The following is a 21,021-nucleotide window of genomic DNA, read 5'->3' as shown; positions in this document are numbered from 1 at the left end:
GCTTTTTTATTTAGGCTGCTTTGGCCGATGCAATCATATTGTCTTTCACTTCACAGCAGACGCTGAGCTTATGAGCCTTGCGATGGCCGCAGTGTTCTAAATCCTGCCAGAAGATTTCTTCGTAACCATTTTGAATGCCATAGAGCTCTTCGCGTACACGGAAGAGCAGGCCAGCATCTGAACCTAGAAGCCAATCCATCTGAACTAGATAAAGGGCCTCCTCTAGTTCAACAGGGTTCATTGATTCTAAAAATCTTGCTGGCAAGTTTTCAATTAAATTCACAGCATTGTGGCTGTATTTTTTAAATGCTTTTTCCATCGGCTCAACAAAAAGCGTGTCGACTGGATGATCGCCGTTGACGTGTTGGCGATGACGAGAGGACCAAGGCGTTGCTAATTTTTTGAAGTTCCAATACAAAAGAGCATCGTTCACAATATACTCCGCTTTTGGCAAATAGTCCGTAATGGCATCCACCTTGACAGCTTCATGTGAAGGATCTTCAATGTGTGCGTTGATGTCGACCGCAACGACCGATCGTAAATTGTAAAGGAAAGAGTAAAAAGCCATAAGCTTTTCTCGGAACGGCCGACTCCATTGATATCCAGTATTAAATAGCAATGGTGATTTTGATTTTTCTTCAAACCAAGAAATTGTATCTAGTAAAGGTCCCACTTCAGAGAAGTCGAAGCCCCAAGGCTTTTGCATGTGTTCAAAAGCTGCGATGAAGGCTTCTTCGAATTTTTTACAAGCTTGTGTGCAATCTGATTTAGCGGGAATAGCAAGGGATTCGATACGCTCTTGGGAACGTTCGAAGACATGACGAAGAGGATCGAGCTGAGTCCATGCTTCGTGGATATAATTGTAGTCATACTGAGGAACGAAGACTGGGCTTTTAAGATAAGAATTCATTTTGATCATTGAAAGTCCAACCAGTGCGTCCGCCATATATTTGAAAGGAGCCTCAGCTTTGAATTTTTTTTGATCTTGATCACTCCAAAAGCGAACAGAAGTAGGTTTGCAAGAACCTTTCTCTAGGTGGATGTCATAACTTAATTGAATTCCGTTTTGCTTTTTCATAATTCCCCATAGCGTTGTTAACAACGTCCTCGTAGTTGCTATCGGTTGATTGCGTCTTTTTTTGAGTCTATTTTTGATTTTTTTGGCGAATAATAGGTGATTCTTGGCCGTAATCGCCCTAAGTTAAACTTATGTCTAGTATTGAATGGATCGACAGTCATGTTCATCTTACCGACCAACGATGGGGCGAGTTTCCCGAAGCGGCTTCGAGTTTGGTTCTGCAGGCGAAAGCTCGAGGAGCAAAGGGCTTGGTAATGGCTGGGGTTGATCCTGAAGATTGGGAGCGACAGCTAAAACTTCAAGAGGTTTATCCGAAAATGGTGTGGCCTGTTTTAGGGCTTCATCCCTACGAAGTTGTGAATTATAGTTCTGTCCAATTGGACGGTGTATTGGATAGCTTGGCTTCGCGCCTTCATCACGCCGTGGCGTTAGGTGAAACAGGTTTAGATCTTCGCCCTCGAATTGTTCAAGATAAGTTGGAGCTACAATACCAAGCGTTCGAGGCTCAATTCGAGTTGGCAGAGGTGGCTGGAAAACCATTGGTTTTGCATTTGGTTCAGGCCTTTGAGGAGGCTATGACTTTTTTTGAAGTCTGGGGGGCTCCCAGAAATTCAGCAATGGTGCATTCTTTTAACGGATCGGCACATCAAGCTGAAAAATATTTAGAATTGGGCATGATGATCTCAGTAGGGGGACCTGTTACTCGAGATGATAATCAGCGCCTCCATCAGGCTGTGCAAGTGATCCCGTTAGACCAGCTTCTAATTGAAAGTGACGGACCCGATCAGCCAGCAGCCCCTTATCAAGGACTTCAGAATCCTCCGTGGTCGGTTTTAGATGTCGCCTTAAAGGTATCGCAGATCAAAAAAAATATAAGTGTAGATGATGTATTGAGTATGACGTCAAAGAATGCCGAGAGGTTTTTTAAATTATGTTAAAACAGACAAAAGAAAATATTAAAAGTTTAATAGTGGCGCGTCGAAATTTTGATCGGCAAGAGTATCTTTCGTTTTGGCTTGAACAAATGAATGAAAACTTGGCCGGTGATGCTTTAGTTGATTGGTTTCGTTCTTTTATCTTATGGTTGACCTTTCAAGCGGAGTCAGGCGCCTCGTCGACGAATAGTCGATTTAAATATCTCATTCAGACTCTGGAAAAGAATCCCCAATGGAAAGAGAATTTTTCTTTATTGTTAGTACGCTTACTGAAAGGATTTCGAGGCGGTGCCCATTTTGCAGAAATTGGCCTGCTGCAAAAAAATACTTTAAGCCAAGAAGTCCAAGAGCGAATTTTGTTAAAGATACTTCCGCATGGTTCGTTAACCGAGGATCTTGAAGAGTTTGTTCGTTTTGTTTTCGAAGACCAAGATGTCTCGTGGTTACTGCGTATTGAGAATGAAAACATTGAATATATTAAATCACTGCTCAAGATCGAAACGATGGCAGATTTGCGCCAGGATTTGCGTGAGGCTCTGCTATTACTAGGAGTTCAAGTTCAAGCTTTGGGATTGCAGGCAGAGTTCCGCCTGCGTTTGAAGTCGGTTCATATGGAAGATTCGGCGTTCTATTTATTGGGGCGAATGCTAGAGCAGTACCTTTATCACGAACAAAGAGGCCAGCGTAGTGATGTTGAACTTTCGGCTACGTGGGATTTGTTGAACCAAAGCCGCTTTGAACTTGAGCGCATCCATCAGGTGTTAAGTGCGAAAGGTGTGAGTAGTCGAACTGTTTTTCAGATGAGTTTAATGAAACAGTATCTTGATCGTATTCAATTGATTTTGGAAAATTTAAGCGCGGACCTAAATGCCGATCAGGCCGCGGCGGGAATTTCGAGCCAAGCCGCGCCAGCTCTTTTGTATGTTCTGATTTCTAAGGTTCAACAAAAGCAAGGTATTCGCAATTTGATTTCAGAAAACATGGGGCTCATGGCGCGCACGATTACGGATCGGGTTGCCTCTACCGGCGAGCACTATATGGTGAAGACGTGGGACGAGTATAAACAGATGTTGTGGGCCGCTTTAGGCGGTGGTTTCGTGACCTCGTTTACCGTTTACTTAAAAATGCTGCTGGGGACTTTGGCTGTCAGTGCATTGGTTGGTGGATTGTTTGCGAGTGTAAATTATGCGATCTCGTTTTTGGTGATTCAATGGGTGGGCTTTACGCTAGGAACAAAGCAGCCAGCAATGACCGCTGCGGCTTTGGCTAAAAAACTGAAAAATCTAGGAACCGATTCTGGACGGCAGGAGTTCTTGTATGAAACTCAGGCCATTTTGCGTAGTCAGAGTGCTTCTATTTTCGGGAACTTATTAATGGTGATTCCAGCAGCTCTAATTTTAGACGCTTTGTTTTTTTATATTGGTGGAAGGCATATTTTGACCATAGAGCAGGCGCAGTACACTGTGCACTCAATGGACTTGATGTCAGCGGTACCGATCTTCGCAGCCTTTACTGGTTTGTTGTTGTGGTTATCTAGTTTATTTTCTGGTTGGGTTGAAAATTGGTTCACCTTGCGTGGAATAGGAAAAAGAATTTCGCACAATAGAATCTTTACTAGAGCCTTCGGAGAACGTGGGGCCCTGGAAGTTGCCAATACCGTTGATCATCATATTGGGGGGATTGCTGCGAACACGAGTTTGGCCTTTCTCTTGGGTCTGACGCCACCGCTGTTAAAATTTATCGGAATACCTTTGGAAGTGCGGCATATTACGCTTTCAACTGGTCAGATGGCGGCTTCTTTGCCGGTGCTGGGGGCTGAGGTATGGCAAAGTCCATCTTGGTGGTGGGCTTTGATGGGCTTGTTATTGATCGGAATTCTGAACGTTATGGTCAGCTTTGGGCTGGCTTTAGGCGTGGCTTTGCGCGCGCAGGGGGTTTCTGGACATACAAAAGGGGTCTTGCTTCGTTGGGTCCTTATAAGCTTTTTAAAGAACCCCCGAAAGTTCTTTTTTCCTTGATCGTAAATGAAAATCAGCTATTTTCTTGCGGCGTTCAGTCCGTTAAGTAAGTAGGTGAATTTTATGCAAAATCAGAGCTCGACAACTGACAATCAAGCCTTTCCTCAGCCCGAGGAAACAAAGTACGTTCTTCATCGTCGTTTTGACCGCATGGGGCGCTTAGTGGGGGACTCTGCGATGGAGACTCTTTACAAGACCCATGTCATGGTGATTGGTCTTGGAGGTGTGGGTTCATGGGCGGCTGAAAGTTTAGCTCGTTCTGGTGTCGGTCATTTGACGGTAGCAGATTTTGATGAGGTCTGCATTACCAACGCCAATCGACAGTTGCATGCGCTGCAGGGATTTGTTGGAAAAAAGAAGGCCGTTGTTATGGCCGAGCGTTTACAGAAAATCAACCCTCAGGCAAAAGTGGAAGCTCTTCCAGAGTTTTATAACGAAGAAAACATGGAGAAGTTTTTTTCTTTAAATCCTGATTATATCATCGATGCTATCGATAATATGACGGCGAAGTGCCACTTACTTGCCGAGTGCAAAAAACGTGGAATCAAAGTTATCACTTCCGGCGGCTCTGCAGGTAAAATGGATCCGACACGAATTCGCTTAGATGATCTAGCGCGCACCTTTGTGGATCCTATGGCAGCCAATGTTCGTAAGATTTTACGGAAATCCCATGGATTCCCTGAAAAAAAATGGTTTGGTATACCTTGTGTCTTTTCTGACGAAGCACCTCGGATGCCTGTAGAGCTAAAGTATGATAACGGGATGGGGTTTAAATGTGTTTGTCCTCAGGGGCAAAACGGATTGAATACTTGTGATAATAAGAACATGATTCATGGGAATGCGAGCTTTGTGACCGGTAGCTTCGGTTTGCATTTAGCGTCATGGGTGGTTCGAGATGCCATCGGTGAAAAAACAGGCTATCAAGATAAAAACGAAGAAACTCCAGCGGCAGAGGATTCTCTGTCTTCTGACACTTCGTTAAATTAAACCGAGGTTATTTGTGATTGTGCTTATGTGGTTTGTCATGGTTGGATTCGTGGTTCTTGTCGGCTTTGTCACTTTAGGAGTAGTCTTTACTCACTACTTCAAAGAGTGGAGAGCTAAAAAGAAGGCGGAGATTTCAAATGTCTCAAATCAAGGCACAGCAAATACTTAGTCAGTTTATCGATCCAAAAACGGAGCAGCAAATCAAAGAGCGTGTCCTGCATGGGTACGCTCTTTTGCGTTCGACGCATTTTACTTTACAGCAGCTCTCTCTGCCGTGGTTCGAGTTTCTAGCGACCGGCAAAAAGCCTCCCACTGTAGATGCTTACAAGAAAAACTATGAACAAATTTTACCAGCGCTAAATAAGACTCTTCTAGAGGATGCAAAAAACATAGCTCAAGGTTTTTATCCGCTCGAAGTGCTAAAGCCTGAAAATCCTTGGAAGCATACGGTACGCTTTCCAAAGATATTAAAAGATGGGTATGCAATTTCGAAACGACGAATGCAAAAGGACTCGCAAGATTTTGGAGCTCAGGCGCAAGATTATCTGCAGGATCTACCTGAATATTATAAACGAAATTTTCATTTTCAGACCGATGGCTATCTTTCGGACCATTCGGCAGAGCTTTACGAACATCAAGTCGAGATATTATTTGCCGGGGCGGCAGATGCAATGCGCAGGTCGATTATTCCATTGCTGAAGCAAAGACTCAACGGCACTCAGGGAGAGGGTTTAAGATTCTTGGAGGTTGGTGCGGGTACTGGGCGTTTAACCCGATTTATGCGATTGGCTTTTCCCAAGGCGCAAATCACAGCCATTGATATTTCTGAGCCTTACTTGCAAGCAGCGGCCCTGCGCCTTAAAGATCTTGGGGCTATTGATTTTGAGGTCGGAACCGGGGAAAAACTGACCTACGAGGATGGTAGTTTTGATGTGGTATATTCGTGTTTTCTATTTCACGAGCTTCCCAAAGAGGTTCGAATCCAAGTCCTGCAAGAAGGCCTGCGTGTATTGAAGTCCGGAGGAGTATATGGATTGGTTGATTCCTTACAGCTGAATGATGAGTCCTTTGAGTGGGCCCTGGAGCAGTTTCCAAAGGACTTCCACGAGCCCTTTTATCGAAATTACACTCAGTTCCCGATGGAAGACTTGCTTGTTGATGCGGGCTTTTCTGAGGTCGAATCGAAGAAATGCTTCCTTAGTAAAACGGTAGTTTCTGTAAAGACTTAATTTTAAAAGACTTTTTATACTTTTAAAACCAGCCAGGGCGGAAAAAATCCCCTTGGCTTTTTACTTCGTCATTGGTAGGTTGCTGGGCTCATTGAGTTCACAATCAACCACTAAATCTAGAGGCAAGAATGTCTACTATTACTCAGTTTATTGATCATCATTATCGTCACTTCAACGCGGCAGCTTTGCGCGATGCTGCTAAAGGCTACAAAACACATATCGATAAAGGTGGCCAAATGCTGGTGACATTGGCAGGTGCTATGTCTACGGCCGAACTTGGCTTGTCATTGGCAGAAATGATCCGTCAGGGAAAAGTACATGCTATTTCTTGTACTGGTGCTAACCTTGAGGAAGATGTCTTCAATTTGGTAGCACACAATCATTACGAGCGTATTCCAAACTACCGTGATTTGACTCCACAAGATGAACAGCGTCTTTTGGAAAAGCACATGAACCGTGTTACTGATACTTGCATTCCAGAAGAAGAGGCAATTCGCCGTATCGAGAATGTAGTTCTTGAGTACTGGCAAGATGCAGACAAAAAAGGGGAGTCTTATTTCCCGCATGAGTTCATGTACAAAATTCTTCTTTCTGGCAAGTTAGAACAGTATTACCAAATCGATCCAAAAAACTCTTGGTTGTTGGCTGCTGCTGAAAAGAATTTGCCTATGGTCGTTCCAGGATGGGAAGACTCTACTTTGGGTAACATCTTCACTGGTCACGTTATCAAAGGTGACATTAAGAACGTTCACACTGTTAAAGGTGGAATTCAGTATATGCAAACTTGGGCTGAATGGTATATGGCAACTGCGAAGAAAAAAGAAGTTGGTTTCTTCCAAATTGGCGGTGGTATTGCTGGTGACTTCCCAATTTGTGTTGTTCCAATGCTCGAGCAAGACTTGGGTCACGAAGACATTCCTTTATGGAGTTACTTCTGCCAGATCTCTGATTCGACAACTTCCTATGGCTCTTACTCTGGCGCAGTTCCGAACGAGAAAATCACTTGGGGTAAGCTTGCAATTGAAACTCCAAAGTTCATCGTCGAGTCTGATGCGTCTATCGTTGCTCCACTTATGTTTGCTTACGTTCTTGGACAATAGTCATTTTCGCAAAAAGCATTGAGTGCTATTGCTTTCGAATGAAAATCAAAAGGAGATACCAATGAGGTGTCTCCTTTTTTTTGCCCTAAATAGCACTAAAAATTTTAACAAAAAGTTGTTTAATGCGCCTTAGTTCAGATTAAAAAAAAGGGACCCTTTTTTGCAAAGTCCTAACCCTGGATAAACAAAAGGTTTTTTAATCAAATATAGGAGACTTTATATGAAACAATTAGTGACATTTTTAGGCGCTCTAGTGATTTCGTCGACAGTGATGGCAAAGACAATGGAATGTAATGTAAGTATGAATATGGCCAACGCGGGTGGTTTAATGCCAGCCGAAAGAATGGTGAAGCTTCAAGGGGTTAAGGTTCAGTCTGGACATCTTGATGTGAACCAATGTTCGTTAAGTCAAATTTCGAATCTTTCGGTGACCTTATGTGGAATCGAGAGCACCGAGGCCATGGGTGTGTATAGTGCAGAGATTCTGATAGAAGAACTTGGCGCTAAAAAAGAAGAAATGAATGTGACTGCGGCTTACAGCATGCTGGGCACGTCAAAAGCTGGAAAAGGATTGGTCGAGTTAAATTCTAAATCGGCACTCTCTCCGTCATTCACTAAAAAATTGATGGAAGCGAATATACAGTTTCCCGAATATCAAGGTGGCGACTCATTAGCAATTGATGAATCAGTGGCAACGGCCTTTAAGAAGGGTGTTGTGACAGAATCTGATATCGTTTCTATTTCCATCGATAGCTGCGAAATTAAGTAGCGGTAATTTAGTATATAAGGAGTATTTATGAAGTTTTCGATCTTTTTTGGTCTATTTTTAATAGCCTCGAACTCGCTAGCAGCCAATTGTGGAAGTAGTGAAGGATTTAGCTCGGAAGTGGGTTTGGATCTTCGTGGAGGACTGACCGAGATGCATAATAGCATTAAGAGTTCGCAGCCATTTCCATCTTATTACGGCAAAAATTTAGATGCCTTGTATGATGTTTTGACCGATATGCCTCGGCCCTTGATGATTAATTTGAGTAACGACCTCAATGAGGCCAGCCAAATTACAGAGACTGAAAAACAAGAATTGAAAGTCTTGTTTCAGGATTTGCAATCAGAGCAAGATATTCAAATTTGTACGGATAAATAAAACGCCTTAGACCTCCAAGGTCTCTCAAATAAAGACACCTAGATGACTGACTCCTCACCTTCGGGTGAGGAAAATTTGCTATCCTATGATCAGGATCAAGTTTTGGAGGTCGTTTTGAAAGGTGTCGTTTTTCAAGAACTCATAGAGATGATCGAAAGTAAATTGGGCCCCGTCGAGACTCAAGTCCTTTTGGATCGAATTCAACTGCAGTCTCATGCGGCTTATACCAGTACAGGAACTTACGATCATAAAGAAATAATAAAAATTGTGATGGAGTTGTCGGCGAAAACGCAAATAGAACCGCGGATTTTGGTCCGAGCCTTTGGCGTGCATCTTCACGCAGTTTTTGCGAAAAAATATCCTACATTTTTTGAAAATAAAGACTTGTTTTCGTTCATCAAGTCTATCCACGAGCATATACACGTAGAAGTGCGCAAACTGTATCCAGATGCGGAGCTGCCTCATTTTGACTGTCAAATTTCGTTGGATCAAAAAGAATTAGTATTGAAGTATAGCTCGTCTCGACCCTTCGGGGATCTCGCAGAAGGCTTGCTTGAATCTTCAATTGCCTATTTCAATGAAAGGGCGGCCTTGCAAGCCGAGCCCGTTGGTGACCTGCCCTATGATACCAATCGCTTGTTTCGAATAAGAAAAGAGGCCGCATGAGTGATTCAAAAGTTTATGAACGTATCATTGAACGGGAAAAAATGGCACGGAAAGAGGCCGAGGATTTGCTCGAACAAAAAAGCCGAGAGCTTTATTTTTTAAATAATGAACTAAAAGACCTAAATGCAAGTCTTGAAGAAAAGATTCGTATCCGAACCGAGGAAATTCTTAAAGCAAAAGAGATTGCTGAAAAGGCGAATTCAGTGAAGTCTCAATTTTTATCGAATATTAGTCATGAATTAAGAACTCCCTTAAATCAGATAACTGGGGTGGCCCAGCTGATGCTTCAGGCAAATCCTGATTCAAAAGCTCGAGAACGGCTCGACATTGTTTTGAAGTCGGCGAATACCCAACTTGAGATGATCGATCGTATATTAAAGGCCTCCGAGTCCGATGCCAAAGCTGTCGCGACTGGTTTGAGTGTGGTTCGCAAGGGCCAGCTGAAGGCCACAGAGTTTGCTTTTTGTTCGTTTCAGCGCAAAGACAATGTACAGCAAAACTTCTATTTCGATGAAAGCCTTCCTGACGAAATGATGTTAAATCTTTCAGATGTAGAAATCTTCATTAGAGAGGCCCTGGAAAACGCATTTCGTTTCACGGATACGGGGGTAATCAGTCTTTCGATCGAGAAAGTTGCCAATGATTTGGGTGATGATTTCAACGAAGAGAAGATCGAGATCAGCGTTTCTGATACGGGAATAGGAGTGCCAGAAAATATTCGCAACATCTCGAATCAACTATTCTCTCAGGGGGATAATAGTGATCGCAGAGCCTTGGGGGGCTTGGGCTTGGGGTTCAGCCTTATGCATAATTCTGCCCGAAACCTTGGTGGTGAATTGTCTGTTTTAGCAAAAGCGGATGTAGGATCAGTCGTTTCTTTAATTATTCCTTTGAGGGTTCCCAAAGCTGCCGTTGTAAGCGAAAGAAAAAAGATTCGACGGATTTTAATTGTAGAAGACGTGGATGTAAATAGGGAGATCGCTAAAGCCTTTTTAGAGATGAAAGGATTTACGGTTATGACAGCTCGGAATGGGTTGGAGGCTGTAGAAATTTGCAAAACCGAGCTCAATAATATTGATCTTATTTTGATGGATTGCCAAATGCCGGTGATGGATGGTTTTGAGGCTTCAAAGAAAATTCATGAAATAGCAAAGTTATCCGCTCCTCCGATATATGCGGTTACCGCCAGTGCACGAGAAAGCACGCAGATGCATTGCCTCGAGGTCGGTATGGAAGAGTTTTTTACCAAACCAGTTGATTGGAATAAGTTGGCCCAAAGAATCGAAGCGGCCTAAATAAAGAAGGCTCTGTGACCAGAGCCTTCTTTTTATTTATTGAATTCGACACCCTTAAAGTATGTTTCAGAAGAGGATTCTGTGTCGTTGGAGTCATGTTGAATCGTGATCGCGACTATTTCCATTTGACTGACGTCTCTGTTAGGGAAGGCTTTTTTCAAGTCTTCAGCTAGGTTTCGTTGGAAAACTTGGGCTTTACCTAACATATCTTGACTGTTCAGTAGCAATTGTTTTGCTTCCGGAAGAGTCGCTACGACGATATTTTTGTTTGAGTACCAGTTTTCGTAAATGGCTCCGGCTGGGCGATTTTCGTTTGGAACGGTTCCGCCCCAGTAATAGCCAAAAAGAAAGACTTTGTCATTCTTAGGGTCTACGGTTGTGCGGTCGCCATTGGCTAAACCATCACGAATTGTAAACCACAACTGGAAAGCCGAATCGTCTTTGCCGGTTTTTCCTTTAACGGGGTCAGCACCAGTTACGTCTTTAGTAACTGCCATTTTTAGATTCATCTTCGAAAAATCAAGTGGGCTGAAACGATATGCCAGAGTCGTCATTCGAATCGAGTTGTTTTGACTGCGCATAAGGGCCCAGTTCTTTTCACCGTTAAAATCAGCCGTTACATAGCCAAAGTTCTGGTTGTCGTCTAATCCACCCGGTGATCTAGATTCATAGTTAAATTGGTGATCCATTCGGAAGTGCACCATATTTTTATGATCATAGATGATTTTAATACCATCAGGCATATTTTGGGTCGTTGCCGGATTTACTTTCACTTGAGCCATAACGTCTGGCAGTTTTTGCACATCCAGAACGGCATAAGGATCAAACTTAATTTGGGATTGTGGTAATTTGACTTTTGGCTCGTATGAATCGGCCGGATCATTTTGCTTGGGCAATAGTTGCGCATTGAGTTCCCATGTATCTGAAAAGACGCTAAGGTCTACGATATTATCGCTATTAGTTCCGATCGAGCGAATAATGCCATCTGACTTTAGCGAGTAGTAACGTCTATCGCGGATATAGTGCTCATTGGCCTTAGCTATGATCGTATTGACATTCCAAGTCTTGTTGGCGGCATCATCTTGAATATTCATTTCAAGAGCTGCAGTCATAAGTCCTTTCATAAATGCTTTTTGATTAAAGCGCGAAGACAAGATTCCTGCTAAGTGATCCGCGTGGATAACACCAAGGTCAACGGCTTGTAAGGCTGCTGGAAATTTTGTTGAAGAGACCGTCAGAACACCATCATTGTCTTCGTCAAACTGTCCAATTATTTTCGTAGCTTTCATGAAGATATGTGAATCCTCAGGAGAACTTTCAAAAGAAACCGAGAAATAACGAGTTAGTCCAATCAAAGAGCGCTCATTTTTTCTCCAAAAGGCTTCCATAGCTGTCGGTGTGATGGACTTCGCTGCAGGTTTGTCTTTTTGGCAAATCTTTGGGCCTTCATTTTCAGATAAAGCCGAAACCAAAGCAAACGGTAGATCTGTCGTATTTAAAATGCTAGAGCCATGCAATCCACCAGCAATAGAAATCATTCCGCGCACAGTACTTGAGATTAGTTGAGGCGCTTTTACGAAGGCATGCAGGGTATCCACAGCTCCTTTTGAGTAACTGAAGAAGATGTATTTAGGTGATTTGTGGCCACGTGCAACTCTTGTTCGGCGGTCCTCTTTAAGGTAATTGACAATAATATCTGCGTTGATGTCGGAAGCACAAGTCGCCTCTACCGGAGGAGAGATCACTCGAACGCCCATATCATCAGCGATAGCATTGAGGCCTAAGCTAAAGATCTCTTTATCGAAGATACTATTATAGATGCCAGGTACATATACTACGGTTATATCTTCCGCTTTGGGATTATAAAGCTTGTCCAACTGAGTTGGATAGATTCGTCCTTCAAGTTCGGCTTCTTTGATCGTCTCTTTAAGCAAGGTCATTGCGTTGCTAAGTTTAGTTTGCTTATTAATTGCATTAAGACCTTTAGGAGAGGAATTCAGTTTATCCTTATTCGAAAGCCAGTGACCTGCAAAACCTAAATCGCGAACTTCAGGTAAGAATTGCTTTTCCTGAATCACAATTGAGTTTTCAAGTAGGTAAGGAATTTGATACATCTTCATGACCGAACGTTTTGCCGGCAAAGTGTAACGCTTCACTTTTGAAAGGATATCCTGTTGGGATTGTTCTTCGCTCCATTCAACTTGATTGGTTTTTGAGTCCTTCAAGAATGGGATTTTTTCTTTAACTGCATTGACTCGAGGGTCTTTCATAAGATTTTCAACTGAACCTGCCGTCAATACGGCGTCAGTTACGGACCCGATATCTTCAGGCGAAATCATAGTTGAAACATCAAATTTTGATGAGTCAAAATTCATAGGTGAAAGGGCCATAGAAGTGTTTGATTTAAAAGGGTCGAATTTGAAAGCCTCCATGAACGACTTCATTTCGCTGACTAAGAAGTAAGGTCTTGTGTCGGCCACGAATTTAGAAATATGGCGAAAGATTCGTTTTTGACTTAGGTCTTTTGCATCTGTTGCAATGCCGGCCTTCGCCGTTTGCTTTAACTCCGCCAATGTCTGTTGAGGCTTTTTATTGTGCTTTTGCTCGATATCTCCAAACAGTTTTTTAGGGTCAATTCCGAAGAATGGAAGGATGTCTTTACTTCGCATTTGTCCGGGGACTCGTCGAGATGTAGAGGCGACTAAGCCAAATGATGATGCTGCCGTTAACGAGCCGTGGGTTCTGTACATTTTCGTAAAAGAGCCCAATCCTGACTTGATGTAGTAGCCGTCTTTAAGAGTCAAAATAAGGTCTGGGAAGTCGAAGTTTCTTTCCGAGGCAGATTCGATAATTCTAAAAAGTGAATCGGGATATTTGGTTTGTGAAGTCAATGTAAAGGCAGTTTGCGAATCGATTGCAACTTGTTTTTGCTTTGACGAGTGGTATTGCGCAGGAATCTGTAAAGGGTTGCCACGAACGGGAATGTAATTATACTCTTGGGTCTTTTTGTTAAATGTGATTTTAGCTTCGCTGTCCTTGGTGTAAATTGTCATTCCTGTGCCATCAGCGGAGTTGAAATTTAAAATAACTGACATATCAAACCAAGCTTCTTTGCTAAATTCTTGAATCAACTTTGGTAGTTGGTTTCGGTCTTTGACGTAGACAGGAGCCCAGGTTCCTAAGGCCAAGAGTGGAACAGCGACATCGGATTGTTCGCGAAGCGCCTGCACGGATTTTAACCCGGCTCTTTCGATAATAGGGTTCAGCTCAATGCCTAAAAGTTCTTGCTCTTGTTCGCCTTCTTTAAAGCGCCCAATGTTTCCGTGGTCCGAGACCAAAATGATTTCTGGATTTTGGCCTTTGGCTTTGAAACCCTCTTTAAGACGTTTTAATTCAGAGTCCAACTGACGTAGGATTGGGAAAAGACGATTAAGCTGTGTATGTGCGGTGGAGTCGACAGCCCCTACGTAACCTGTTAGCACTTTCTTAGGTTTAGCCGCTAAAAGATCGTCAACTACAGTTTTCATCTCTAGTTTTGGAACTTCTTCGGTTGGGAAGTACATTAAAGCTTCGACGTAAGGGTTGAAGAAAGTGTCGAAGGCTCCCATATAATATTTTGGAAAGGCAAGACGACGGTAGTAGTCACGAGGATCACCTTGAATTGATTTTGAGGACTCGTCAAAGTAAGTGGCTTCGACCGACCGAATGCGACCTGCGTCTCCAAAGATATTAGCGGTGTGAGTGACTGTCGCCCACGATAGATCAGTCATCGAAGGGAAAGGGGATACATGGGCTCCAAAGTTGGCAAAATCTTTAAAGAGTCCCATTTTCTGAGCCTGCATAAAAGCGTAGTAACTAAACCCATCAACGGCGATGAAGATGGTTTCAACTTGGTTCTGCTGTTGTTGTGAATGAGGTTTTTTGGTGAAAGGAAGTTCGAAAGCAACCGATGGTTGTGCAAAACCTGCGATAAAGCTTGTGCACAAAACACCTAGCGTCCATTTTTTGAAGCTTTGATTTGCCATGGGTTGACTCCTTTTTAAAAAGACAAAAAAATATGTTTCAACATGAATAGAGGCAAGGCTCGTGCCAGAGCTTTGAGCTTTAACGCAATACAAAGGCATTTGGATTGTCTCAAATTGATGAGACGATGTCTTAAAAAGAGAACTGCCAAAAATGGGTGAACAGGGGGCCTGATGTTGCTATTAATCAAATGTGTTTTTGTCATCGTCGCATTTGTAGCTTGGATATTAAGCCAGCGCTGGCTTGGCCGTCGTCAGCCTTTGGCGGATTCGCAAATGATTGGCGATTATTTTCACGAGATCACCGGTTCTTTTCATTCGTGGATTGCAGCTAAGGAAGTTCGATCTCGATTTCTATTGATTTCAAGTTCGTTGGTCGTTGATGGATTAGGTCTTTATTTGATTTATTCAGCGATTTTTGGTGATTCGTTGCGCCCCTTATTGGGGCTGTTGATGATTTTTGGATTGCGTCAGCTGAACCAAGTCGCCAGTGTTCTTCCTGCGCCTCGAGGTATGATATGGAAGGATCCTGGATTTCCGTCTTTGTTTGTAACTTATGGTGTTTCTAATGATTTATTTTTTTCTGGCCATACCGCTCTTGCTGTCTACGGTGCGCTAGAGCTTGCTGCACTTGGAGGAGTATGGATGTCCCTATTGGCAGTAGTTATTGTTGTCTACGAGATTGCAACAGTTTTACTTTTAAAAGCTCATTGGACCATGGATATTTACGCGGGAGCCATTACGGCCTTGCTGATTTATCAGTGGGTTCCATCTTGGGCTGGGGGTGTTGATCAGTGGTTGCTAAAGCTAGTCGCTGCTTAATGACTTCGAGTACCCACTCAGGACGGTCAAGTGTGATATCGTGTCCAGCCTCAGGGTGAATCAGGGCGGGTTCTTTCCATTTTCGTGCTAACAACTGTGTGCAGCTGGGCGAGACGACTTTGTCTTGAAGGCCCGCTATAAGACTAACTGCACAGTTTGGTTTAGGATGAGTCTTTACTTGGGTTGCCAAAGCCAGTTGTCTAAAAAAATTGGCTGTTTTAACTGGAACTTCTTCGGCCCGCTGTCCCCAGGCCGGGGCGAGTTTATCAATATCAGAGTTAGAAAGATTCGAGGTCATCTGAAGGATGACCTTTTCCCTTTCGATGGGGCAGGTTTTTTTGGACGCAGTGTAAATCTGCTTAAGTGAAAAAGGCGTCATGCGACGGTGAGGCCAAGATGAATTCGTGCTAGAGTTTAACAAAAACAGATGACGAACTTCTTCTGGATAGCGGCGAGCCCACTCGATACCTAGCATCCCGCCAAGAGAAAATCCTAAAACAATCTTAGGAGTTGATGTTGAAACTTGTTGGCGCAGGCCCTCGATGTTTTTAGAAACGGAAATGGGAGTCCAAATATCGTTCTGTCTTCCGTTACCCAGAATATCGGCTGTATGAAAGTGATCCTGAGGAAATTCTTTTTGAAGTAACAAGATAAAATCATGCCAGTGAAATGATTCACTCATGATACCTCGAATTAAGACCCATTCATTTTTTGACATACTACTGAACACTCAAGATTTCGTACTCTTTAACATCGGTGCCTTGCTCGACGATAGCGATATCGCCTTCTTTTAAACCTAACAGGGCTTCGCCTAATGGGCTGGTTGGAGTAATCACTTGAATTTTAACGCCGCCATATTCGACGGCAGCTCCGCCACCTGAGGGCATATAGAAGAACCACTGGGTTTTACTATTAATATCCAAAGTAATCAGCGCAGTACTTTCGATCGGAGTGTTGGGTCCAAAATTTTTTATGCTGACATGTTTAAAGGCGCTCAGCATTTCTTTGGCATCTAGGACCCTTTTGGATTGTGCCTTTACTAAGTATCCCGCTTCAAGTGCCCGAGTATCGTATTCGTTCTCGGGCTTGCTTTCTTCATGGGTTGCTTCTTCCCGAGCGGCTTTGATGCTGGTCTCAAGAGTCGACAGCTCAGATTCGAGCTGATGAATAAAAAGTTCAACAATTTTATTTTTATCCATCGTCGTTGGCATTCCGGCCCCCCATGGGCATTATTTTGCCAAACTAAAGCGAAACGTCAATGACTTGGTTGGATTCATTGACCTTCAGCTTTAAAACTTTTTGATTTTCTTGGCTGTCCATAATTGCCTGAAGCTTGACTTCTGAAAACGCCATTAAGTTTTTGATAAAAAACAGTTTGTTAAGTCCAGAAATCTTAATGGTAGCTTCATTTTCCATGGCTTCCATATGCTCGACCGTTCCAGTAACCACAATTAGAGCTTCTGCGGCTTTGGCTTTTTGAATTCCAAAAACAGTCAATGCAAGACCAATCGATAAAATTACTTTTTTCATATTATTTTCCTATTCCTCGTAATTGATTTAAAATATTTGTATTATGATTGTAAGTGTCCTCGACAAAGCGAATGACGCCATCCGAGTTGAGCTGCGACGTGATTGATATCAGATAGACCGGGATTGGGTTTTTGATATTCACTCGAGTCTCTTCAAGAATTACTTGATCAGGTTTTGCTACAAAATTTTCGATTTTGTTTCGATTCCAATCAGAATCTTTTAGCATATACTCGGCTAAATCTAGCGGGCGTTCCAGACGGACGCAGCCAGAACTCCGTTGGCGCATGGCTTCCCCGAATAGTTCTCTTTGATTGGTGTCGTGAAGGTATATGGCATAAGGATTGGTGAGCATAAACTTTACGACTCCAAGAGCATTCATATAATTCGGGCGCTGCCGAATATAGAAATCAACATTCGAGGAAGTGATGTTTTTCCAATCAATAGATCTTGGATCAATAGTGCGGGTAAATTCCGAATTGAATACTTGAAAGTTATTTTTGTTGAAATATTCAAGAATTCCGTTGTTGTCCAGGTTCTTAATTGCCTCAACCTTATCCTTGATAAATACCGTTGGAGGTACCGTCCATGTTGGGTTAAAGACCAAGTAGGTCATGCGGTCTCGTAGGGTTGGTGTCTTTCTTTCCGCCGAACCATTTATTGCTCTGAAGTTTAGTACAGTGCCTTGGGGATAGCCTCTATCAATCAAGGTAAACTGAGAAAATGCTGTATTAACAAAAATATGGCGATCTTCTAGACGTTGAGGGAGCCAACGAAGTTTTTCCATGTCAGCTTGTATTTGTCGGACACGCTCGCCGCAGAAGGCGTAAAAGAAGGTCCAAGTTTTTCCGTTTGGCGACATAATACCATCGGGTTTCATTTTAAAATTAGCTTGGATGTCGTTGATCGCGGCCAACATTTGATTATCAAAAAGATCGTCATTCGATTCGATTTGATATCCGTATAAACGTAGGCGTTCCTTGAGTTTCGGAATTATCGCGTTACGTACATTCAGTTTTAATGGAGTATTCACCGGAGAAATACGATCCCAACCACCTTTAGCAAAAAGTGGATAAAGTCTTTGCATCGCTTGTTGAAGAGCCAAATAGTGGGGGGACTGAGGGGCGAGGGATTGCAAAAGATTTTTTGCGCTACCTCCCGAGGCCGTAACCAAGACTTGAAGTTGCTCTGACGTGAAGGGGGACTTCTTTTTTAATTTGATATCCGAGGCAATAGCCTGCGGGTCAGTTACACCGGTAGAAATGTGTTGAATGGCTTTATCAAGGGCGCGCACCCATTGTTCTCTTGAGGCGATGCTGGTGTCGTTGGGTAAATACTCTTTTGGGTTTAAGCCATGCAGCCAAATATTATCTAGTGCTTCTTGAATCGATTCATTGGTGTACGAGGAAAAAATATTTTCGTTATAGAGACTCCATGTTTGAGCAACGCGAGCTACTGATTGAGCAGATGACAGTTCTTGGGCTAATACCTCGCTGGGGCTGGCCGTCAATGCCGTGAGGGCATAGGTGATTGCTAAAAGTTGTAATTTCATAGTGACTCCTGATTGTGAGCCACTACTACAAGTTTCTAACCAGCCTCAATGCCACTATAGGATATTTAGAAACAGGTTCAATGAAGTATTTTCATTAATCCCCGTCAGGGGGTGCCCTAAAAGGACACTTAGCGCTTTTGAAGTTTGTTTAATATTTTACCGGCGGCAAGCTTAGCTTCCGATATATTTAAAGCATAGGTGCCAACTAGATAGGTGATTCCAAATACTAAAAGGGCAAGGATAGCTTTAGGAATAAAGTGAATGGTGCTAAGTAGGTTTACTAATGTAAGCGCTAAAACTGAACCGATGATGGCCGCAGTCCAAAGTTTAATTTGGTTTTTAATTTGTAAATCAATTGCTCCGATTTTTTTATGAAGACCCCGGCGCAATAAATAGAATTCAATCCATCCAGCAATACCGGCGGAAACAGTTAAGCCTACGGTTCCCCACTTCGGGTCGATATTTAATAGTATTGGGAGGGGGAATGCGAATAGATAGCCTAGCGCGGTTGTGAAAAAGACTCGCACAAAGGCAAAACGCAAAGGTGTCTTAGTGTCCTTTAAAGAGTAATATGCAGAGGAAAGAAGTCTTCCTTGGGTTGATGCTAGAAGGCCAACGGTAGAGCCTGCTAAGACAAACCAGACATAGCGAGTGGTTTCGGAATCAAAAGCTCCTGTTTGGAATAGAAGTCCAACGATTTGTTCTCCAAGAAAAAGAAAGGCCGCCGCCGACGGAATAACGAAATAACAAATACGACCTAATGAAAGACGTAGTCTATTTTGTAAAAATGTTTTCACTTCGTCGGCACTTCCTTCGGCTTGTGATAGCGTGGGAAGTTCGGCCACGGAAATGCTCATTCCGAATAAGGAGATTGGCAATAAATAGATTGTTTGAGCATAGGCAAGGGCGGAAACGGAACCGCTGGGTAAGAGGCTGGCAAGCATATTGTCAATGTAGGCGCTTACCTGCACGACCCCCCGAGAAATCACCACGGGAAAAAAGTTTTTAACGACTGTTTGAGCTTCCGAATTGATCTTTAGTTGCGGGCGTAATTTTTTGGCTAAGACGAGTGTTTTTGGAAGCTGAATTAAAAACTGAGCCGCGCTTCCAAGAATAAATGCATAACTGATGGTCAAAGCCAATTCAGACTGGTTTTGTTTTGATCCAAAAAAAATCAATGCAGCAATCATGACAATATTCATCAGAACAGGTGCGACGTAAGGCAGGAAAAAGTTTTTATGCGAGTTTAAGATTCCTAAGCACCAGGCGGAAATAACTAGAATGCCTGTGCCAGGGAAAAGAATTTGAACAATCTGAATAGTCAAAATTCTTTTTTCACCTTCAAAGCCAGGGGCTATCGCATCGATTAGATAGGGGGTCGCTAGGATCCCTACACCTACCAGCAACGAGGTAATCAAAAATAAAATAGTACCGATAATCGAAGCAAGTTCGCCAGCTTCTTCTTCTTTGCCTTGGCCAATCAATTTTGCGTAAACAGGAATAAAACTTGCTGAAAGGACTCCCTCACCAAAAAGATTTTGCAAAAAATTTGGAATTTTAAGGGCGGCTTTAAACGCATCGCCATAGTCGGAGTTGCCAAAAAAATGAGCGAAGACTCTTTCGCGGACCAAGCCTGCTATTCGACTAAGGAAGATGCCCAGGGCCACAAAAAGTGCGCCACCCATTTGTTTCTTTTTCATGTGTTAATAGTAGCAGCCTGCGCCATTTCAGCAAGTGAAAATGCATTTGATCTTCCATGGTATTTGGGTTTTGATGATTCTATCGATGAATTGATATGCAAGGAAAGCAAGATGCTTGAATTAAAACCAGTCTATCCCGTTGTTGGATCTCGTGCTGCGATGGTGAAATCTCAGGAAGCCGAAGCCTACCATAAGTTTGAAAATCAGTGGTTGATTTTAAATGAATCTTTGGAAGTTTTGAATTTGGAAAATTGTCCCACATTAAATACCGTAGAATTTGGTTTGGATAGCACCCATTTGACGATGGCGGTGAAGGGAATGTTCCTGCGTTTAGCTTTAGATAAAAAGCCTTCTCGTCTTTTACCACAGGCCGAAAGTTATGGCTTCGGAACTTTATTTTTAGAGCCGGATTTGTATTCGCAACTTTTATCTCAGCATCTGGGGCAAAAAGTATTTTTCTGTCGCAAATAGGTTAAAACAGCCCGAGCCCATGGCTCGGGAAAGTGTCTGAGTCTAATCCTCAAGATAAGATTTGAGCTCTTCGAAGTGGTATTTCCAGCCAATTTCGAAGTCTTTCATTGTCGATTTTTGTTGTTCTTTGGGAAGACATTCCCAGCCGCTTTGTTCAAGTTCAAGGACGCAAAAGCCTTTTTCTTCTTTGAAGCTTAAGATGCATATGGTTTCAGAGCCTTTAGCCCAGGCTTGCTCGCTCCAGGTGAACTGAATAAACTCAAATTTTTTAATTTTTTGAACTTTGCCTGTTGCTAGTTGTTTTTTGCCTTTATCGTCAAGCCAGGATTCTTTAAATTTCCCACCCAACTTGGGTTGAAGCTCGACATATTCGCTCCACCAGTTTTCTAGTTCGGATTTATCGGTCAAAGCATTCCAGACCCAAGCAAGAGGCGCTTTAATTTTAATTTTCTTTTCAATCTTTAATGGCATTTCG

Annotated in this window: 20 protein-coding genes; 12 read left to right on the top strand and 8 right to left on the bottom strand. The window is 42.8% G+C overall.

The window, feature by feature from the left end:
• Positions 1 to 10 precede the first annotated feature (10 nt).
• Positions 11 to 1,078 carry a hypothetical protein gene (locus AC04MN_RS14385; protein WP_475383909.1) on the bottom strand — a complete coding sequence of 356 codons (1,068 nt, stop codon included), beginning with the start codon at positions 1,076 to 1,078 and terminating at the stop codon, positions 11 to 13.
• A 131-nt stretch (positions 1,079 to 1,209) separates the two neighbouring features.
• Here AC04MN_RS14385 and AC04MN_RS14380 point away from each other — a divergent pair, with 131 nt between their 5' ends.
• From AC04MN_RS14380 to AC04MN_RS14335, 10 genes are all read left to right on the top strand, one after another.
• The gene (locus AC04MN_RS14380; protein ID WP_475383908.1) at positions 1,210 to 2,016 is read left to right on the top strand and encodes a TatD family hydrolase; all 807 of its coding nucleotides are present in this window, start codon (positions 1,210 to 1,212) and stop codon (positions 2,014 to 2,016) included.
• Positions 2,010 to 4,031 carry a hypothetical protein gene (locus AC04MN_RS14375; RefSeq protein WP_475383907.1) on the top strand — a complete coding sequence of 674 codons (2,022 nt, stop codon included), beginning with the start codon at positions 2,010 to 2,012 and terminating at the stop codon, positions 4,029 to 4,031. The genes AC04MN_RS14380 and AC04MN_RS14375 overlap by 7 nt, the downstream gene beginning before the upstream one ends.
• 63 nt (positions 4,032 to 4,094) lie before the next feature.
• Positions 4,095 to 5,018 carry a tRNA threonylcarbamoyladenosine dehydratase gene (locus AC04MN_RS14370; RefSeq protein WP_475383906.1) on the top strand — a complete coding sequence of 308 codons (924 nt, stop codon included), beginning with the start codon at positions 4,095 to 4,097 and terminating at the stop codon, positions 5,016 to 5,018.
• Positions 5,019 to 5,043: 25 nt separating this feature from the next.
• Entirely contained in the window at positions 5,044 to 5,187 is a 144-nt protein-coding gene (locus tag AC04MN_RS14365) for a hypothetical protein (RefSeq protein ID WP_475383905.1), read from the top strand.
• Complete coding sequence (locus AC04MN_RS14360) at positions 5,156 to 6,247, top strand: class I SAM-dependent methyltransferase (protein WP_475383904.1); 1,092 nt, start codon at positions 5,156 to 5,158, stop codon at positions 6,245 to 6,247. The genes AC04MN_RS14365 and AC04MN_RS14360 overlap by 32 nt, the downstream gene beginning before the upstream one ends.
• A 128-nt stretch (positions 6,248 to 6,375) precedes the next feature.
• The gene (locus AC04MN_RS14355) at positions 6,376 to 7,347 is read left to right on the top strand and encodes a deoxyhypusine synthase family protein (RefSeq protein WP_475383903.1); all 972 of its coding nucleotides are present in this window, start codon (positions 6,376 to 6,378) and stop codon (positions 7,345 to 7,347) included.
• 220 nt (positions 7,348 to 7,567) lie between these two features.
• Positions 7,568 to 8,116: a hypothetical protein gene (locus AC04MN_RS14350; protein WP_475383902.1), complete on the top strand. Its 549-nt coding sequence runs from the start codon at positions 7,568 to 7,570 to the stop codon at positions 8,114 to 8,116.
• Positions 8,117 to 8,143: 27 nt separating this feature from the next.
• Positions 8,144 to 8,491, top strand: coding sequence for a barstar family protein (locus AC04MN_RS14345; protein WP_475383901.1), 348 nt, complete (start codon positions 8,144 to 8,146; stop codon positions 8,489 to 8,491).
• 114 nt (positions 8,492 to 8,605) lie between these two features.
• Positions 8,606 to 9,157, top strand: a complete 552-nt coding sequence (locus AC04MN_RS14340) for a heme NO-binding domain-containing protein (RefSeq protein WP_475383900.1) — start codon at positions 8,606 to 8,608, stop codon at positions 9,155 to 9,157.
• Complete coding sequence (locus AC04MN_RS14335; protein WP_475383899.1) at positions 9,154 to 10,452, top strand: response regulator; 1,299 nt, start codon at positions 9,154 to 9,156, stop codon at positions 10,450 to 10,452. Before AC04MN_RS14340 ends, AC04MN_RS14335 begins: the two co-directional genes overlap by 4 nt.
• A 32-nt stretch (positions 10,453 to 10,484) precedes the next feature.
• On the opposite strand, the gene AC04MN_RS14330 is transcribed toward AC04MN_RS14335, so the two are convergent.
• The gene (locus AC04MN_RS14330; protein WP_475383898.1) at positions 10,485 to 14,477 is read right to left on the bottom strand and encodes a hypothetical protein; all 3,993 of its coding nucleotides are present in this window, start codon (positions 14,475 to 14,477) and stop codon (positions 10,485 to 10,487) included.
• A gap of 171 nt (positions 14,478 to 14,648) precedes the next feature.
• Here AC04MN_RS14330 and AC04MN_RS14325 point away from each other — a divergent pair, with 171 nt between their 5' ends.
• On the top strand, positions 14,649 to 15,296 hold the full coding sequence (locus AC04MN_RS14325) for a phosphatase PAP2-related protein (RefSeq protein ID WP_475383897.1): 648 nt from the start codon (positions 14,649 to 14,651) through the stop codon (positions 15,294 to 15,296).
• On the opposite strand, the gene AC04MN_RS14320 is transcribed toward AC04MN_RS14325, so the two are convergent.
• From AC04MN_RS14320 to murJ, 5 genes are all read right to left on the bottom strand, one after another.
• Positions 15,214 to 16,014 (bottom strand): alpha/beta fold hydrolase, encoded by an 801-nt coding sequence (locus AC04MN_RS14320; RefSeq protein ID WP_475383896.1) that lies wholly within the window; start codon positions 16,012 to 16,014, stop codon positions 15,214 to 15,216. The two genes, AC04MN_RS14325 and AC04MN_RS14320, sit on opposite strands and share 83 nt — an antisense overlap.
• A 1-nt stretch (position 16,015) precedes the next feature.
• Complete coding sequence (locus tag AC04MN_RS14315; protein ID WP_475383895.1) at positions 16,016 to 16,507, bottom strand: GreA/GreB family elongation factor; 492 nt, start codon at positions 16,505 to 16,507, stop codon at positions 16,016 to 16,018.
• 31 nt (positions 16,508 to 16,538) lie between these two features.
• Complete coding sequence (locus tag AC04MN_RS14310) at positions 16,539 to 16,826, bottom strand: hypothetical protein (protein WP_475383894.1); 288 nt, start codon at positions 16,824 to 16,826, stop codon at positions 16,539 to 16,541.
• A gap of 1 nt (position 16,827) precedes the next feature.
• Complete coding sequence (locus AC04MN_RS14305) at positions 16,828 to 18,375, bottom strand: L,D-transpeptidase family protein (RefSeq protein ID WP_475383893.1); 1,548 nt, start codon at positions 18,373 to 18,375, stop codon at positions 16,828 to 16,830.
• Positions 18,376 to 18,503: 128 nt separating this feature from the next.
• Positions 18,504 to 20,075 carry a murein biosynthesis integral membrane protein MurJ gene (murJ, locus tag AC04MN_RS14300; protein ID WP_475383892.1) on the bottom strand — a complete coding sequence of 524 codons (1,572 nt, stop codon included), beginning with the start codon at positions 20,073 to 20,075 and terminating at the stop codon, positions 18,504 to 18,506.
• On the opposite strand from murJ, the gene AC04MN_RS14295 reads away from it, so the two are divergent.
• Positions 20,076 to 20,546 carry a hypothetical protein gene (locus AC04MN_RS14295; RefSeq protein ID WP_475383891.1) on the top strand — a complete coding sequence of 157 codons (471 nt, stop codon included), beginning with the start codon at positions 20,076 to 20,078 and terminating at the stop codon, positions 20,544 to 20,546.
• A 42-nt stretch (positions 20,547 to 20,588) separates the two neighbouring features.
• Here AC04MN_RS14295 and AC04MN_RS14290 read toward each other — a convergent pair whose 3' ends face one another.
• The gene (locus AC04MN_RS14290) at positions 20,589 to 21,017 is read right to left on the bottom strand and encodes an SRPBCC family protein (RefSeq protein WP_475383890.1); all 429 of its coding nucleotides are present in this window, start codon (positions 21,015 to 21,017) and stop codon (positions 20,589 to 20,591) included.
• Positions 21,018 to 21,021 lie beyond the last annotated feature (4 nt).

The organism is Bdellovibrio sp. ZFWA1 (assembly GCF_056175665.1).
The sequence above is the reverse complement of the archived record's forward strand: the minus strand, read 5'-3'. Positions and strand labels throughout refer to the sequence as shown.

Bases quoted from the DNA above. Each gene is read 5' to 3' on its own strand.
- AC04MN_RS14315 (WP_475383895.1), bottom strand. From the start codon at position 16,507: ATGCCAACGACGATGGATAAAAATAAAATTGTTGAACTTTTTATTCAT.
- AC04MN_RS14365 (WP_475383905.1), top strand. From the start codon at position 5,044: ATGTGGTTTGTCATGGTTGGATTCGTGGTTCTTGTCGGCTTTGTCACT.
- AC04MN_RS14335 (WP_475383899.1), top strand. From the start codon at position 9,154: ATGAGTGATTCAAAAGTTTATGAACGTATCATTGAACGGGAAAAAATG.
- AC04MN_RS14330 (WP_475383898.1), bottom strand. From the start codon at position 14,477: ATGGCAAATCAAAGCTTCAAAAAATGGACGCTAGGTGTTTTGTGCACA.
- AC04MN_RS14370 (WP_475383906.1), top strand. From the start codon at position 4,095: ATGCAAAATCAGAGCTCGACAACTGACAATCAAGCCTTTCCTCAGCCC.
- murJ (WP_475383892.1), bottom strand. From the start codon at position 20,075: ATGAAAAAGAAACAAATGGGTGGCGCACTTTTTGTGGCCCTGGGCATC.
- AC04MN_RS14350 (WP_475383902.1), top strand. From the start codon at position 7,568: ATGAAACAATTAGTGACATTTTTAGGCGCTCTAGTGATTTCGTCGACA.
- AC04MN_RS14355 (WP_475383903.1), top strand. From the start codon at position 6,376: ATGTCTACTATTACTCAGTTTATTGATCATCATTATCGTCACTTCAAC.
- AC04MN_RS14380 (WP_475383908.1), top strand. From the start codon at position 1,210: ATGTCTAGTATTGAATGGATCGACAGTCATGTTCATCTTACCGACCAA.
- AC04MN_RS14345 (WP_475383901.1), top strand. From the start codon at position 8,144: ATGAAGTTTTCGATCTTTTTTGGTCTATTTTTAATAGCCTCGAACTCG.
- AC04MN_RS14375 (WP_475383907.1), top strand. From the start codon at position 2,010: ATGTTAAAACAGACAAAAGAAAATATTAAAAGTTTAATAGTGGCGCGT.
- AC04MN_RS14290 (WP_475383890.1), bottom strand. From the start codon at position 21,017: ATGCCATTAAAGATTGAAAAGAAAATTAAAATTAAAGCGCCTCTTGCT.
- AC04MN_RS14360 (WP_475383904.1), top strand. From the start codon at position 5,156: ATGTCTCAAATCAAGGCACAGCAAATACTTAGTCAGTTTATCGATCCA.
- AC04MN_RS14305 (WP_475383893.1), bottom strand. From the start codon at position 18,375: ATGAAATTACAACTTTTAGCAATCACCTATGCCCTCACGGCATTGACG.
- AC04MN_RS14310 (WP_475383894.1), bottom strand. From the start codon at position 16,826: ATGAAAAAAGTAATTTTATCGATTGGTCTTGCATTGACTGTTTTTGGA.
- AC04MN_RS14325 (WP_475383897.1), top strand. From the start codon at position 14,649: ATGTTGCTATTAATCAAATGTGTTTTTGTCATCGTCGCATTTGTAGCT.
- AC04MN_RS14320 (WP_475383896.1), bottom strand. From the start codon at position 16,014: ATGTCAAAAAATGAATGGGTCTTAATTCGAGGTATCATGAGTGAATCA.
- AC04MN_RS14385 (WP_475383909.1), bottom strand. From the start codon at position 1,078: ATGAAAAAGCAAAACGGAATTCAATTAAGTTATGACATCCACCTAGAG.